Annotated in this window: 15 protein-coding genes; 9 read left to right on the top strand and 6 right to left on the bottom strand. The window is 67.8% G+C overall.

Translation table 11 applies throughout. From position 1 onward, the window contains the following. Positions 1 to 86: 86 nt before the first annotated feature. Both NNY25_RS08735 and NNY25_RS08730 read left to right on the top strand, forming a co-directional pair. Positions 87 to 623, top strand: a complete 537-nt coding sequence (locus NNY25_RS08735; protein WP_265570974.1) for a hypothetical protein — start codon at positions 87 to 89, stop codon at positions 621 to 623. Continuing rightward, complete coding sequence (locus NNY25_RS08730; protein WP_265570973.1) at positions 623 to 1222, top strand: hypothetical protein; 600 nt, start codon at positions 623 to 625, stop codon at positions 1220 to 1222. The genes NNY25_RS08735 and NNY25_RS08730 overlap by 1 nt, the downstream gene beginning before the upstream one ends. A 160-nt stretch (positions 1223 to 1382) precedes the next feature. On the opposite strand, the gene NNY25_RS08725 is transcribed toward NNY25_RS08730, so the two are convergent. Next, positions 1383 to 2291 carry a HupA family protein gene (locus NNY25_RS08725; protein WP_265570972.1) on the bottom strand — a complete coding sequence of 303 codons (909 nt, stop codon included), beginning with the start codon at positions 2289 to 2291 and terminating at the stop codon, positions 1383 to 1385. Positions 2292 to 2400: 109 nt separating this feature from the next. On the opposite strand from NNY25_RS08725, the gene NNY25_RS08720 reads away from it, so the two are divergent. Continuing rightward, on the top strand, positions 2401 to 3900 hold the full coding sequence (locus NNY25_RS08720) for a winged helix-turn-helix domain-containing protein (protein WP_265570971.1): 1500 nt from the start codon (positions 2401 to 2403) through the stop codon (positions 3898 to 3900). Then, positions 3893 to 4795: a citrulline utilization hydrolase CtlX gene (gene ctlX / locus NNY25_RS08715; protein ID WP_265570970.1), complete on the top strand. Its 903-nt coding sequence runs from the start codon at positions 3893 to 3895 to the stop codon at positions 4793 to 4795. The genes NNY25_RS08720 and ctlX overlap by 8 nt, the downstream gene beginning before the upstream one ends. Positions 4796 to 5065: 270 nt before the next feature. Here ctlX and NNY25_RS08710 read toward each other — a convergent pair whose 3' ends face one another. Further along, positions 5066 to 5749, bottom strand: a complete 684-nt coding sequence (locus tag NNY25_RS08710) for a LuxR C-terminal-related transcriptional regulator (RefSeq protein ID WP_265570969.1) — start codon at positions 5747 to 5749, stop codon at positions 5066 to 5068. 99 nt (positions 5750 to 5848) lie between these two features. Here NNY25_RS08710 and NNY25_RS08705 point away from each other — a divergent pair, with 99 nt between their 5' ends. Together NNY25_RS08705 and NNY25_RS08700 are read left to right on the top strand one after the other, a co-directional pair. Further along, positions 5849 to 6985, top strand: a complete 1137-nt coding sequence (locus tag NNY25_RS08705) for a CaiB/BaiF CoA transferase family protein (protein WP_265570968.1) — start codon at positions 5849 to 5851, stop codon at positions 6983 to 6985. Then, complete coding sequence (locus NNY25_RS08700; RefSeq protein ID WP_265570967.1) at positions 6982 to 8133, top strand: aminotransferase; 1152 nt, start codon at positions 6982 to 6984, stop codon at positions 8131 to 8133. Before NNY25_RS08705 ends, NNY25_RS08700 begins: the two co-directional genes overlap by 4 nt. Here NNY25_RS08700 and NNY25_RS08695 read toward each other — a convergent pair. Together NNY25_RS08695 and NNY25_RS08690 are read right to left on the bottom strand one after the other, a co-directional pair. Continuing rightward, positions 8130 to 8930 carry an EAL domain-containing protein gene (locus NNY25_RS08695; protein WP_265570966.1) on the bottom strand — a complete coding sequence of 267 codons (801 nt, stop codon included), beginning with the start codon at positions 8928 to 8930 and terminating at the stop codon, positions 8130 to 8132. The two genes, NNY25_RS08700 and NNY25_RS08695, sit on opposite strands and share 4 nt — an antisense overlap. Next, entirely contained in the window at positions 8927 to 9319 is a 393-nt protein-coding gene (locus NNY25_RS08690; protein ID WP_265570965.1) for a response regulator, read from the bottom strand. The genes NNY25_RS08695 and NNY25_RS08690 overlap by 4 nt, the downstream gene beginning before the upstream one ends. A 149-nt stretch (positions 9320 to 9468) precedes the next feature. Here NNY25_RS08690 and NNY25_RS08685 point away from each other — a divergent pair, with 149 nt between their 5' ends. Next, positions 9469 to 10182, top strand: a complete 714-nt coding sequence (locus tag NNY25_RS08685) for a PilZ domain-containing protein (protein WP_265570964.1) — start codon at positions 9469 to 9471, stop codon at positions 10180 to 10182. A gap of 64 nt (positions 10183 to 10246) precedes the next feature. After that, positions 10247 to 10798, top strand: a complete 552-nt coding sequence (msrA, locus tag NNY25_RS08680) for a peptide-methionine (S)-S-oxide reductase MsrA (protein ID WP_265570963.1) — start codon at positions 10247 to 10249, stop codon at positions 10796 to 10798. Here msrA and NNY25_RS08675 read toward each other — a convergent pair. After that, complete coding sequence (locus NNY25_RS08675) at positions 10770 to 11693, bottom strand: L-threonylcarbamoyladenylate synthase (RefSeq protein ID WP_420854355.1); 924 nt, start codon at positions 11691 to 11693, stop codon at positions 10770 to 10772. The two genes, msrA and NNY25_RS08675, sit on opposite strands and share 29 nt — an antisense overlap. Before the next feature lie 48 nt (positions 11694 to 11741). Between NNY25_RS08675 and NNY25_RS08670 the strand changes: the two genes are divergently transcribed. Further along, positions 11742 to 13415, top strand: a complete 1674-nt coding sequence (locus NNY25_RS08670; RefSeq protein ID WP_265570961.1) for an acyl-CoA dehydrogenase family protein — start codon at positions 11742 to 11744, stop codon at positions 13413 to 13415. On the opposite strand, the gene NNY25_RS08665 is transcribed toward NNY25_RS08670, so the two are convergent. Further along, on the bottom strand, positions 13412 to 13768 hold the full coding sequence (locus NNY25_RS08665; RefSeq protein WP_265570960.1) for a GntR family transcriptional regulator: 357 nt from the start codon (positions 13766 to 13768) through the stop codon (positions 13412 to 13414). The two genes, NNY25_RS08670 and NNY25_RS08665, sit on opposite strands and share 4 nt — an antisense overlap. Position 13769 lies beyond the last annotated feature (1 nt).

Raw genomic sequence — 13769 nt, 5'->3', positions numbered from 1 at the left:
GACTGAGCCAATGAGATGAAAGCTGCTCGCGACCTGATGGCTTGGTCGTCGCGAATAGGCAGCCAGAGAAAAAGGAAGCATCGCAGATGCAACAAGTCCCAAGCCCGCTCGACCGTCTCCCGCTCGACCCAATCTCCGAACCGCGGGACCAGGTGAAGCGCCTCATGCTCGCCATCGGCATGCTAATCGACGGGGTGGTCGACCAGAAGCCCGAGACGTTCCATCCATACCTCAAGCACAGCGTGATGATGGCCGAGGCGAACGTCGTCGTGCTCGGCACGAGCTGTCAGCGGCCACTCGTCATCCGCGAGGGCTTGGCTGTGGCCAATGCGGTTACGTGCGACCTGATCATTGTGCGAGCGTCTGACAAGCCGTGCCACGCAACGTTCGACGCCAAGTTGTTGGGCGATGATCGCCTCCTCTTGGCTTACCGGGTCTGGATCCCTCGTCCGACGGGCACCGCGTGGCTGATCCCGTCGGTCGGCGACGGCCCGTGCGTCAGGCTCGAGCAGGACGGGCTCAGCATCGAGGAAGACCCACCCTACCTGGACTGGGCCGACAAGCACCGCGGCCTCGAATTTGGCGCCGAGATGCTTCAGATCGCTGTCGCGGGATGGTTCTGATGCCGAAGTCGAAGATCAAGACGCCGAAGTCCATCATGCTCAAGTCCTTCTGGGACGGGGAGCCTGATGATGCTTTCACATTCGCTCGTCTCAACTGGGAGACCGGCAAGGGGGTGCGCGAGCCAATCTCGCCCAAGATCCTCGCCAAGCGCCGTCCTGCGGCGAAGGAGGGCAAGATCGATACCGCAGAGCGGGTGGAGGTTCTCCTGCCGGCCGATGCGCCTCAGCTCTTCGCTCATGTCGATTTCCTCGTGCAGAACTTCGAGGATGAGTATCCGGCCCACGAGAGCCTCGCGCTCGCGCAGGTCACCCTGCGCTTCGAGGAAGCGGCCAACCTGCATGGACCTTACGAACAGGCTCGTGCGTGGGCTCGCCGCGAACTTGTCGAGGGCAGGGGGCTCCCGCTCATCCTGGTGCTGCATGCGCCGTTCCGGATGGGCAGCGACAACCCACCGCATGCTCACGTCATGATCCTGCCCCGCAAGCTGACCCGTTTCGGTTGGGGCAAGGTCGATCGCCAGCTCGGGACTGACCGGGACCGTGAGAGCGCTCGAGCGTCATGGCTTGCCGATATGCGAGGGAGTCTTGCGCCCCGCTAATCGCCGGCTAACAATGCAGGAAATCAGGGGACATAGCCTGTGTCCCCCGATTGTGCCCCCTAGGGCTGCAGCGCGGTGCTACAATCCAGTGGTTTCAAGGGGTTAGATCGACCTTGGCTGCGGCTTAGACTCCTGCCACCCCAGCCAGTCCTTTCCGCCCCTATTTCCGGATGCCCACCCAGACGCCCGCCGCGGTGCTGGTGATGGTCGGGTCGGCGGCCTGCGAATAGGTCAGCGACCAGTTCGAGATCAGCTCGCTCGCCACCGGGCCGGTGAAAAGGCCCGAGAACGAGCCGGAATGGCCATTGGCGCCATTGAGAAGTCCGCCCGAGAATTGCGTGGCACCGGCGCTGTAGACGGTCGCGACGAAGTCGTAGCGGCCGAGGTCGGACGTCTCGCTTCCCATGCTCGCATAGTCGTAACTGACCGCCTCGACGTCGAAATAGCCCGACAGCGAGCCGATGCCGAAATCGAAGGTCATCGCCCCGGTCCCGCCGACATAGTCGAGCGTGCTGCCGCCGATGGCCTGGAATTCGTAGGTCGCCTGACCCGACGTCGGCATGGCGAGGGGCTGGGTCGGGGTTCCCATCGCGAAAAAGACGGCATCGGGATTGTAGATCGGGGTCGAGGCCAACCCCTGCGCGGAATATTGGCTTTTGTCGGGGCGGTACACGCTCATGTAGATATCGAGGCGACGGTCGGGATTGGCCGGATCGGCGAGCGTGCTCTCGAACACGCCGGGACTGGTCTCGAACGTCGCGTACAGGCCGCCTTCCTCGAGGCCCGGGAAGTCCATCAGGTAGATCTGCTGGTCCGCATCGTAGCGGACCTTGAGGTCGTAAGAGGGGCCCCGGTTGGTGACGACGGCGAGCGCCTGCGACGACGAGAGATCGAGGATCTGGAGGAATTCCCCGTCCCTCGCAGTCGACGACGGGGGTGGGGGCGCAGGGTTCGGCGCGGGGGCAGGCGCGGGCGGCGGCGCCGAGGCCACCGTCCCACCCGATCCCCCGCAGGCAGCCAGCGCGCAAGCGGTGACTGCTGCCGGAAAGAAGCGTGTCATCTTCGTCATCGCCATCACTCCCACAAATGTCCGTGAACTCGATGCGGATGCTTGAGCGGGACCGGGCGATCATCCATGATGATTTTCCGATTGCTTCCTGATGGGCGGGAATTGCCGAATGCTGACGCCTTCCGACCTGCTTGCCCTTCCCGATTTCGCGCTCGGCACGCTGACCGTCAGTCCCGCACGCAGGACCGTCGTCGGCGAGGCGGGCGAGCGCAGCCTCGAACCGCGCTTCATGCAGGTGCTGGTGCTTCTCGCCCGGCATCGGGGCGAGGTCGTCTCGCGCGACATGCTGCTCGAACAGGTCTGGGGCGTGCCCGTGGGCGACGACAGCCTCAACCGCGCGATCGCCGGAGTGCGCAAGGCGCTCGCGCCCGATCCGGCGGTCCGGCTCGAGACGATCACGCGCACCGGCTACCGGCTGAGCGTCGAGGGGGACGAGGCGGCGGAGACACCGCCCGGGACGGACCGGCGGACCGCGATCGCGGGGATCGGGACCGCGGCCGTGCTCGCCCTGGGCGGGGGCGCCTGGTGGACGCTCGAGCGGCGTCGGGCGAACCGCGCCGCCGACCTTGTCGGACGCGCCGACAGGATTCTTCGCGACGGGAGGATCGAGCAGGTGGCCGAGGCGCGTTCGCTGCTCGAGCGAGCCGTGGCGGACGAGACGCGCGATCCCAAGGCCTGGGGCCTTCTCGCCTACGCATGCCGCGATCTGGCCGAGATGGCGCCGCCGGGCGAGGTGACCGCGATGGTCGAGCGGGCGTCGATGGCGGCACGGCGCGCGCTCGCGCTGGATGCAGCCGAGCCCCATGCCCGCGTCGCGCTGGCGACGCTGCATCCCGACTTCAGCCATTGGGTCGAGGTCGAGGACCAGCTGCGCGCGGTGCTGGCCGACGATGCCGACCAGTTCTACGCGCTCAATGCGCTCTCGCTGCTGCTCCAGGCGGTCGGACGCTCCTCCGACAGCCATGCCATGAGGATGCGCACCTTCGCGATGGAGCCCGGTTCCCCGGCGGTGAATTTCAAGGCTGCGCTCGCCTCCTGGGTGACGGGAGACACGCGGGAGGCGGATCGCATCCTCGACCGGGCGCTCGTCACGTGGCCGCTACATACCGGCGTGTGGCATGCGCGGCTGCTCGTCTTCGCCTTCACGGGACGGACGGGCGCGGTGCTTTCGATGCTCGACGACACGTCGTCCAGACCCGCCTCGGCTGGCCCTCCGGTCGACCAATTCTGGCGGCCGTTCATGAAAGCGCTCGACAGCCGTGCAGCCGCAGACCGGATCGAGGCGCGCGACACGATGCTCGCCTTCGCCGGAGGGTCTCCGAGCGCCGCGACGCACGCCATCATGGGGCTCGCGATGCTGGACGAGATCGATGCCGCCTATGCGGTGTGCGACGGACTCTTGTTGCGGCGCGGCCCCACCGTAAGCTCGCTGTGGGAGCAGCCCGAGGGTCCGCAAATCAATGCGCAATTCTGGCGGCGCACGATGAACCTGTTCACGCCGCCCTCGCGCGTGCTGCACCGCGACCCGCGCTGGGGAGAGCTGTGCGAGGGGATCGGGCTGGCGGACTATTGGCGCACGCGCGGGATCGGCCCAGATGCGCGTGCCTGACACAACGTACGCGCGCGCCGCCTTGATGGTGCGGCCGCATCGCTTTCGCGTGAACGCGGAGACGGCGAGCGACAATCATTTCCAGCGCGCGGGCGCGATCGAGGACACGGCGCGGGCTTTCGACGAGGTGACGCGCGTGGCGGCGGCGCTCGAGAAGGCGGGGGTCGAGGTCGTGCTGGCCGAGGACGAGGGCGACGCGACGCCCGACAGCGTGTTTCCCAACAACTGGCTGACGACGCACCGCGACGGACGTGTCGCGCTCTATCCGATGCGGGCGGAGAGCCGGCGCGGGGAACGGCGCGAGGATATCCTTGCGCTGCTCGCCGAGCGGTTCGCGCTGGGCGATGTGGTCGATTACAGCGTGGCGGAGGCCGAAGGACGCTTTCTCGAAGGCACCGGGGCGATGGTACTCGACCGGTCGGCGAGGGTGGCCTACGTGGCGCGCTCTCCGCGATCCGATGAAGAGCTTCTCGGGCGCTTCTGCAGCGATTTCGGGTACGAGGCCTGCCAATTCGATGCGAGCGATGCGCAAGGGCGCGCCATCTATCACACCAATGTCGTGATGGCGCTGCTGCCGGGGCTCGCCCTGGTCGGGCTCGACATGGTCGGCGAAGGGCGCGCGGCGCTCGAAGCGCGGCTCGCGGAGGGCGGCTACGAGATCATGGCACTTTCGGGGGGCGAGATCGGGGCGTTCGCGGGCAACATGCTGGCGCTGGAGGGGCGTGAGGGGGCGGTGATCGCCTGTTCGACGACCGCCTTGGCGGCGCTGTCGCAGGCGCAGCGGGCGCGGATCGGGCGCGCAGGAAAGATCGTGCCGTTCGATATCCCCACGGTCGAAAAGGCCGGCGGGTCGGCGCGCTGCATGCTGGCGGAGATCTTCCTGCCCCGGAAATGAAGATGCCGCCCGCCGGTGATCTGGTCGGCGGACGGCACCATCGATGGCGTGGCCGAGAGAGGGCGCTTGTCCCGGCCACGCCGCCCGACCGGTAGAGGGCTGCCTCCCGCCCTTGCGGACGAGCGGCCCAAGCCGGGCTTTTGGCTGGATGCCGGACGCACGGGTGCACGACGAACAAGGGAGAAAAATCGCGCGCCCATGGGCCTGACACCCATTGGGAGCACGATAAACCCCTGCGTTAATTGACAAATACGGACAAAGTGATGTGGTCTAAAGACCCGCTTCGACGGCCACGCGCACCAGCTCCGCGCTGGTCTTCAGGCCGAGCCGGTCCATGAGGATGCCGCGGTGCATCTTGACCGTCTTTTCGGCCAGGCCGAGCTCGTAGGCGATCTGCTTGTTCCGGAGCCCCTTGGCGACGCCTTCGAGGACCTGGCGCTGGCGCGGGGAGAGCGCGTTGACCTTGGCGACCGCGCGTTCGTGGGCGGCGAGGCTGGGGCCTCGCTCGTCCTCCTCGACCGCCATCTGGGTGCCGATGAAGTGGATGAGGTCGCCCGAGGCGTCGTACATCGGCGCGATCATCACCGCGTTGCGGAACGGGCTGCCGTCCTTCTTGTAGTTGAGGATCTCGACCAGCACCGGCCGCTTTGCAGCGACCGCGTCGGTAATCTCCTTGGTCAGCCAAGGCTCGGTTTCGTCACCCGCGAGAAAACGGCAGTTTCGCCCGAGAATTTCCGACCGGTCGAAGCCGGTCAGGGCGCAGAACGCGTCGTTGACGGCCACGATCGGGTTGTCGGGCAACTTGGGATCGGTGAGGCAGCCGGCGAGCGGGCTGTGGTCGATCGACTGGGTAAGGTCGTCGGGGACCGAGATCGACGCGGGATCGACGCTGGGCGCCCCGGTGGAGCGGGTGCCCGTTACGGGCTGGTCCTCGTGTTCCTGGCGCGCCATCATTCCCTCTGTACAACCCAATATAGATCAGGATTGCGGTTCCGCAACAATTGGCGGGGCCAAACGCCCCTTCGGGGCTTGCGAGGGGGAAGGCGGGCCCGCATGGTGCGCGCCATGGCGGGGCCGCTTTCAGGCACGAGGATCATCGAACTGGCAGGGCTGGGGCCCGGACCGTTCGCGGGCATGATGCTCGCCGATCATGGCGCCGAGGTGATCCGTATCGAGCGGGCGGGGCTGTTGTCGGTGCCGGGCGATCCGCTGCTGCGCGGACGCCGCTCGATCATGCTCGACCTCAAACGCGAGGAGGCGCGCGCGGTCGTGGTGAAGCTCGTCGCGGGCGCGGACGCGCTGATCGACCCGTTTCGGCCCGGGAAACTCGAGGCGCTGGGGCTGGGGCCCGAGGCGCTGCACGCGGTCAATCCCAAGCTCGTCATCGGACGGATTACCGGCTGGGGGCAGTCGGGACCGCTTGCCGACCGCGCCGGGCACGACATCAACTATCTCGCTTTATCCGGGCTGCTGTCGACGCTGGGGCCCGGCGATCGTCCGCTGCCGCCCGCCAACCTCGTCGCCGACTATGCAGGCGGGGGGATGATGCTGGCCTTCGCGATCGCTGCGGCGCTCCGCGAAGTGGCGGCGGGGGCTAGCGAGGGCCGGGTGATCGACTGCGCGATGGCCGAAGGGGCGGCATTGATCGGCTCGCTCATGTTCGGGATGCGCAACGCCGGGCAGTGGCGCGAGGGGCGCGAGGCGAACCTGCTCGATGGCGGGGCGCCCTTCTACACGACCTATCCATGCGCCGATGGTCTCTTCGTCGCGGTAGGCGCGATCGAGCCCGCGTTTCGCGCTGCGTTGCTGGGCGGGTTGGGCCTCAGCGAGGATGCGCGCTTCGTCTCGCTGTTCGATCCGGACGATTGGCCGGCGCAGCGCGCGGGAATCGCCGAACGCTTCGCCGCGCAGCCGCGCGCGCATTGGCTGGCGCTGTTCGAGGGGACGGACGCGTGCGTGTCGCCCGTGCTCGGGATGGACGAGGCGGCGGAGGACGCGCACATGGAGGCGCGGGGTGCTTTTGCCCGACTGGAGAGCGGGGTGGTGCCCGCGCCCGCGCCCCGCTACGGCGCCGAGGCCGAGCCGATCAGCGCGCTCGGCGTGCCGGGCGGCGAGGGCAGGGCGATTCTTGCCGAGTTGGGACTGGGCGACGACGAAATCGACGACCTACTGGGAGGAAACGGGGCGTGAATCCGCTGTACGAGACGATGCAGGTGAGCGTGTTCGAGCGGATGAGCCTCGCCGCCGCCAAGCATGGCGCGACCAACCTGGGGCAGGGTTTTCCCGACTTCGGCTGGCCCGATGCCATCCTCGAGGAAGCGGCGCGGGCGGTGACGCAGGGGTCGAACCAGTATCCGCCCTCGCGCGGGCTGCCGGCGCTGCGCGAGGCGGTCGCGGCGCATTACAATGCCAAGCACGATCTCGCCCTGACGGCCGAGCATGTCGTGGTGACCAGCGGGGCGACCGAGGCGCTCGCGGCGATGATCTTCTCGCTGGTCGAACCGGGCGACGAGGTGATCGTCTTCACCCCCGCCTTCGATGCCTACGAGCCGATGATCCGCCGCGCGGGCGGAGTGCCGGTCGAGGTCAGGCTCGAGGGGCCGGACTTCCGCATCGCGCGCGAGGCGATCGAGGCGAAGGTGACGGCGCGGACCCGCGCAGTCCTGTTCAACAATCCGCACAACCCGACCGGGCGCCTGTTCGACCGCGACGAGCTGGACGCGATCGCGGCGGTGGCCGAAGCGCGCGACCTTTGCGTGATCAGCGACGAGGTTTGGGAGGAGATCCTCCTCGACGGGCAGGATTTCGTGCCCTTCTCGAGCCTGCCGGGGATGGCCGCGCGGACCTTCAAGTGCGGGTCGGCGGGCAAGATCTTCTCGCTGACCGGCTGGAAGGTCGGCTGGATGATCGCACCGCCGGGCGAGGCGGCGGTCGCGGCCAAGGCGCACCAGTTCCTGACCTTCGCAACCCCGCCCAACCTGCAGGCGGCGGTCGCAAAGGGGCTTTCGCACCCCGAATGGCTGCAGCCAATGCGCGACGGGTTCGCACGGGCGCGGGACCGCATCCTGGCGGGGCTGGAAGCGGCTGGCTATGCCGCGATCGCGCCGGCGGCGACCTATTTCATGGTGGTCGACCTTGCCGCCTCGGGCATCGCGATGGACGACGAGGCGTTCGCCAGGCTGGCAGTCGAGGAGGCCGGGGTGGCGGTGGTGCCGATGAGCCCCTTCTATTTCGACGATGCGCCGCGGAACCTGGTGCGGCTGTGTTTCGCCAAGCGCGATGCGACCATCGATGCGGGGCTGGATGGGCTGGTGCGCGCCAAGGGCCTGGCGCGCTAGGCGGTCAGCGCCGCCCAGTCGACTTCCCACTCCGTCATCCATGGCGCGAGCCGGTCGGCGGCGAGCGGGCGCGCGACGCGGTAGCCTTGGGCGATATCGACCTCGAGGTCGCGCATCAGCTGCAATTGCGCGTCGGTCTCGACTCCCTCGGCGGTGGTGACGAGGCCGAGGCCCTTGGCGAGGCCGACGATCGCCTCGACGATCACGCGGCTGTCCTTCGAATGGGCGGCGTCGGCAACGAAGAACTGGTCGATTTTGAGTTCGGAGAAGGGCAGCTGGCGCAGCTGCATCAGGCTCGAATAGCCGGTGCCGAAATCGTCGATCGCAAGTCCGATCCCCTTGATGCGGAAGCGGGTCAGAGTGTCCATCAGGCGCACCAGCGGCTGCGTCGCGCTCTCGGTCAGTTCGAGGACGAGTTTTTCGGCTGGGACGCCATGGTCTTTGCACTTGGCCTCGACGAGGTCGGGAAAATCGAGCGCCTCGAGGCTGAGCGCGGAGATGTTGAAGGCGAGGCCGCAGTCGATGCCGGCATCGCGCCACGCACGCCACTGGGAAAAGGCGGTGTCGATGCCCCAGCGGGTGAGGTGGTCGATGAGGCCGTGGCGTTCGGCCAGCGGGACGAAGCGCGAGGGCGGGACGGTGCCGAGTTCGGGATCGTCCCAGCGCACCAGCGCCTCGAGCCGGCACAGGCGACCGTCGGACAGCGAGACCTTGGGTTGGTAGACGAGATGCAGCCGGTCGTTGATCAGTGCCCGCTCGAACCCGTCGAGGAGCCCGAGCTCGGCATGTTCGATCATGCCACCAGCCGCTCGCGGACCTCGCCGAGCAGGTGTTCGACCTCGTCGAGCCGGGCGGGCTTGGACAAAGTGCCGGCCATGTTGAGCCCGAGTTCGGTGCCGAGGCGCTGGGCGCTCTCGAGGATACGATTGTCGAAGCCCGAGACGATCAGCACCGGCTGGTCGGCCTTTTCCTCGGCGAGGAAGCGCAACAACTCGACCCCGTCCATGCCGGGCATGCCGAGGTCGATCGCGACCATGTCGGGCGGCAGGTCGCGATAGAGCGCGCGGAAGCGGTGATGGTCTTCGGCAATGACGGGGTCGTAACCCGCCAGCCGCGCGGCATCCGCCAGGAAGCGCGCGAGTGCGGGTTCGTCGTCGATCAAGAGCAGGCGCGGTCGCCTGTTCATGCCAAATTCCCCTCCTTGCGGTGCCAATTCCGGCCCCGGTCATCCCTCCGTCACAATGCTTAACGGACGGGCGCCAGTGTGGAAACGGCTTTTTAACCTTGTGGGGTCTAATTTCTTGGCTTCGCGACGAAAATTGCGAGGAGTTGCTCATGCTGAACGCGCTCATCAGACGGAAGCGCAACCGGCCTTTCGGCCAGGATAATATCGCATTTGAATCGACGGTGTTCACGCTGTCGACCGAAGTGCCGCGCCCGATGGAACGTCGAATCGACGAGCGCGTCGTGCCGACCCTGCGAGTCGCCAAGGTCGTCGACGAATCAGGCTCGGAACAGCTGGTGCGCGTGCGCAACCTGTCGGCAGGCGGGCTCGGGGCCGAGATCGGCCGCCAGCTCGAGGTCGGGCAGGAAGTCCAGGTCGAGCTCAACTCGCAGATGCTGCCCTCGACGGTCGTATGGATCCGCGAAGGCACCGCGGGCTTCAAGTTCGCGCATAATATCGACCTCGGCGAGATGCTCGCGGGGCGCAAGCCGCGCCATGGCTTTCGTCCGCGCCCGCCGCGCCTGCAGGTCGCGTGCAAGGCCAACCTCAAGATCGGCAAGACCTATTACACGGTCGAAGTGCACGACATCTCGCTGGGCGGCCTCAAGGTCGAACCGATCGACGAATATTGCCTCGGCCAGCCGGTGACGGTGGTCGTCGAAAGCCTGCGCCCGATCAAGGGCGAGGTGCGCTGGTTCGCCGATCGCAAGGCGGGGATCGTGTTCGACAAGCCGCTCAAGTTCGAGGAACTCTCCGAGTGGATCGGCAAGCGCCTTGAGGTCGCGACGCTGAAGGCGGCGGTCAAGGACCCTCGCAAGCGCTAAGCCCCTTTTCGACAGGGCCGGGCCTTCCTATCTCGCTTTCCTGATCAACGGGAAGGCGAGAGACATGGCGCTTCAGGAAATCGTGCTGGCGGGTGGCTGCTTCTGGTGCACCGAAGCGGTCTATCTCGACGTGATCGGCGTCGAGAAGGTCGAGAGCGGCTATACGGGCGGCGACACGGTCGGGCCGACCTACAAGCAGGTGTGCGGCGGCGATACCGGCCATGCCGAAGCGGTCAAGCTGACCTATGACGACGCGGCGATCGGGCTCGACGACCTTCTCGACATCTTCTTCGCGACGCACGACCCGACCCAGCTCAACCGGCAGGGCAACGATATCGGCACCCAGTACAGGAGCGCCATCTTCCCCGCCGACGACGCGCAGCGCGCGGCCGCCGAGGCGGCGATCGAGCGCGCCAATGCAGACTGGGACGGCAAGGTGGTGACGACGATCGAGCCGCTGGGCGACTGGTATCCGGCCGAGGACTATCATCAGGACTATTTCGCGCGCGAGGGCGACAGCAATCCCTACTGCATGGCGGTCATCGCGCCGAAACTTCGCAAGTTCCGGAAGAGCTTCCAGGCGAAGCTCAAGAACGCGGCGCCGCAGCCCTCCTGAGACGGTCGCGAATGGCGGCGGCGAGGGCGTTGCCCGGGACCGGCGCGACCGCAATTCGTGATTGCGGCGCGGCGTCGGCTTCGTGGAGCGCGGCGAACAGGCGGGCGGCGGCAGTGACCGGGTCCTTGCCCAGGGACAGTTCGCCCTCGACCTCGCCGTAGCCGATCAGGATTTCGTCTTCCCGGGCCTCGGTCGCGTCGAGGCGGAGCGGCTTGGAGGGCGCGTAGTGGCTGGCGAGCTGGCCCGGGGCCTCGATCTTGCCGTCGTCGCCCTCGATGGCGCCCGGCACGTCGATCGGGCCGCGGCGCAGGAGGCGCAGGCCGTTGCCGGTCGCAGCGACGATGGTCGATTCGATGCCGCGCTCGCTGTGCCCGCCGTCGAGGATCAACGCGATGCGCCCGTCGAGGCTCTTGAGGACATGGGCGGCGCTGGTCGGGCTGATGCGGCCGCTGGCATTGGCGCTGGGCGCGGCGAGCGGGCGCGCGGCAGTCTCGAGCAGCTGGCGCATCACCGGATGGGCGGGGACGCGGATGGCGATGCTTGGCAGGCCCGCAGTGACGAGGTCGGCGATGCCGCTGTCGGCGCGGCGCGGCAGGACGAGGGTGAGGGGGCCCGGCCAGTGCCGTTCGGCCAGCGCGCGCGCCTCGTCGTCGAACTCGGCGAGCCGTTCCGCGGCGGCGAGATCGGGGACGTGGACGATGAGCGGGTTGAAGCTCGGGCGGCCCTTGGCCTCGTAGATGCGCGCGACGCCTTGCGCATTGGTCGCGTCGGCGGCGAGGCCGTAGACGGTCTCGGTCGGCACCGCGACCGGCTGGCCATCGAGAATCAGGCGCGCAGCCTCGAGGATCGACGCATCGTCGGCGCGGCTGACCTTGGTCTCTAGTGACGAACCCATCATCGGCCCGCTATGGGCACATCGCCCCCGAGCTTTCAAGGAGTGAGCATGAACCTGTCGATTCCCGTATCCGACCAGCAGGCGGTGATGACCCACGTCGTGAAGATGGACGAACTGGCGGCGAGCAACCGCTTCGCGGCCGCCGACGAGGCCACCGTGCAGGCGGTGCTCGAAGGGGCGGCTCAGTTCGCCGAAGGGGAATTCTGGCCGCTCAACCGCGTCGGCGACGAGACGGGATCGAGGTTGAAGAACGGCGAGGTGACGACGCCGCCCGGCTTCCAGCAGGCCTACAAGGCCTTCGTCGAGGGCGGGTGGATGACGCTGTCGGCGCCCGAGGAGTGGGGCGGGCAGTCGATGCCGCTCGCGCTCTCGGCGGCGCTGATGGAGAATTTGAACGCGTCCAACATCGCCTTCGCGTTGTGCCCGATGCTCAGCCTCGGCGCGGTCGAGGCGCTCGAGGCTTACGGCTCGGACGAGCTGAAGGAGCGCTATCTGCCAAAGATCGTTTCGGGCGAATGGCCCGCGACGATGAACCTCACCGAGCCGCAGGCCGGCAGCGACGTCGGCGCGCTGTCGACCAAGGCGACCCCCAACGAGGACGGCAGCTGGTCGATTTCGGGGCAGAAGATCTACATCACCTGGGGCGAGCACGACCTGGCCGAGAATATCGTTCATCTCGTGCTGGCTAGGACGCCCGGCGCGCCCGAGGGGACGCGCGGCATCTCGCTGTTCCTGGTGCCCAAGTTTCTGCCCGACGGGACGCGCAACGATCTCGTCTGCGCGGGGCTCGAAGAGAAGATGGGCATCCACGCCTCGCCGACCTGCGTAATGCGCTACGGCGAGAAGGACGGTGCCAAGGGCTGGATGATCGGCCCCGAGAATAACGGCATGCGCGCCATGTTCGTGATGATGAACAATGCGCGGCTCAACGTCGCGCTGCAGGGCGTGGGGATCGCCGAGGTCGCGACCCAGCGCGCGGTCGCCTATGCGCTGGACCGCAAGCAGGGTGTGCGCGGCGGCGAGGAGGTGACCATCTCGGAGCATCCCGACGTGCGGCGCATGCTGTTGCGGATGCGCAGCCTGACGATGGCGGCGCGCGCGCTCACTTATTACGCCTTCTCGCTGCTCGACCGGCGCGCGACGGGCGACGAGGAAGCGGGCTACCGCGCCGAAGTGCTGACCCCGCTCGCCAAGGCGTGGGGCACCGATATCGGATGCGAGGTGGCGAGCCTCGGCGTCCAGGTCCATGGCGGCATGGGCTATGTCGAGGAGACGGGCGCGGCGCAGCACCTGCGCGACGCGCGCATTGCGCCGATCTACGAAGGCACCAACGGCATCCAGGCCGCCGATCTCGTGATGCGCAAGTTGGGGCTCGACGGCGGGCTCGCGTTCGACGGGCTCATCGCCGATATTCGTGCCGAGGTGCGCCACGAGGGGCTGGTCGCGCTGACCGATACGGTCGAGATAACCGCCGCCAGCCTGCGCGAGGCAGGGCCCGACGACCGGCTGGCGGGGAGCTATCCCTTCCTGACGATGTGCGCGGTGCTGGTGGGTGGCTGGCTGCTCGAGCGGCTCGCGCATGCCGAGGGCGCGAGCGCGCGCACGAAGGCGGCGGCCGACTTCTTCGCGACCGTCATCGCGCCCGAGGCGCTGGGGCTGGGGGCCGCGGCAACCGAGGGCGCGGCGATGCTCTACAAGGTGGAGGCGGAGGCGCTCGCCTAGGCGCGTTCGCTATCGAGCAATTCGACGGGGTCGATACCGAGACGCTTCATGCGTGCGCGGATCTCGGGCCATTCGTTGCGGATGAAACCGTCGCGCTCGCTCGTCTTGAGGCGAGCACGCGCACCGTCGGCGACGAACATGCCGACCCCGCGCTTGACCACGACCAGCCCGTCATCCTGAAACCCCTGATAGGCCTTGGCGACCGTCAGCGGGTTGGCGCCCTGTTCGGCGGCGAGCGCGCGAACTGAGGGCAGGGGATCGCCGTCGCCGTAGCGTCCGGCAAGGATGGCGTCGGCAATCGTCTCGCGGATGCGGACGTAGACCGGCTTTTCATGTGTCGTGCGAAGCGTCATG

The organism is Sphingomicrobium nitratireducens (genome assembly GCF_026157035.1).
GTDB classification, from domain to species: domain Bacteria; phylum Pseudomonadota; class Alphaproteobacteria; order Sphingomonadales; family Sphingomonadaceae; genus Sphingomicrobium; species Sphingomicrobium nitratireducens.
Note: the sequence above shows the minus strand (reverse complement) of the source record. Positions and strands in the feature narration are given on the sequence as shown.

Bases quoted from the DNA above. Each gene is read 5' to 3' on its own strand.
- NNY25_RS08730 (WP_265570973.1), top strand. From the start codon at position 623: ATGCCGAAGTCGAAGATCAAGACGCCGAAGTCCATCATGCTCAAGTCC.
- NNY25_RS08670 (WP_265570961.1), top strand. From the start codon at position 11,742: ATGAACCTGTCGATTCCCGTATCCGACCAGCAGGCGGTGATGACCCAC.
- NNY25_RS08710 (WP_265570969.1), bottom strand. From the start codon at position 5,749: ATGATGGCGCGCCAGGAACACGAGGACCAGCCCGTAACGGGCACCCGC.
- NNY25_RS08720 (WP_265570971.1), top strand. From the start codon at position 2,401: ATGCTGACGCCTTCCGACCTGCTTGCCCTTCCCGATTTCGCGCTCGGC.
- msrA (WP_265570963.1), top strand. From the start codon at position 10,247: ATGGCGCTTCAGGAAATCGTGCTGGCGGGTGGCTGCTTCTGGTGCACC.
- NNY25_RS08725 (WP_265570972.1), bottom strand. From the start codon at position 2,291: ATGACGAAGATGACACGCTTCTTTCCGGCAGCAGTCACCGCTTGCGCG.
- NNY25_RS08735 (WP_265570974.1), top strand. From the start codon at position 87: ATGCAACAAGTCCCAAGCCCGCTCGACCGTCTCCCGCTCGACCCAATC.
- NNY25_RS08705 (WP_265570968.1), top strand. From the start codon at position 5,849: ATGGTGCGCGCCATGGCGGGGCCGCTTTCAGGCACGAGGATCATCGAA.
- NNY25_RS08695 (WP_265570966.1), bottom strand. From the start codon at position 8,930: ATGATCGAACATGCCGAGCTCGGGCTCCTCGACGGGTTCGAGCGGGCA.
- NNY25_RS08675 (WP_420854355.1), bottom strand. From the start codon at position 11,693: ATGGGTTCGTCACTAGAGACCAAGGTCAGCCGCGCCGACGATGCGTCG.
- NNY25_RS08685 (WP_265570964.1), top strand. From the start codon at position 9,469: ATGCTGAACGCGCTCATCAGACGGAAGCGCAACCGGCCTTTCGGCCAG.
- NNY25_RS08665 (WP_265570960.1), bottom strand. From the start codon at position 13,768: ATGACGCTTCGCACGACACATGAAAAGCCGGTCTACGTCCGCATCCGC.
- NNY25_RS08690 (WP_265570965.1), bottom strand. From the start codon at position 9,319: ATGAACAGGCGACCGCGCCTGCTCTTGATCGACGACGAACCCGCACTC.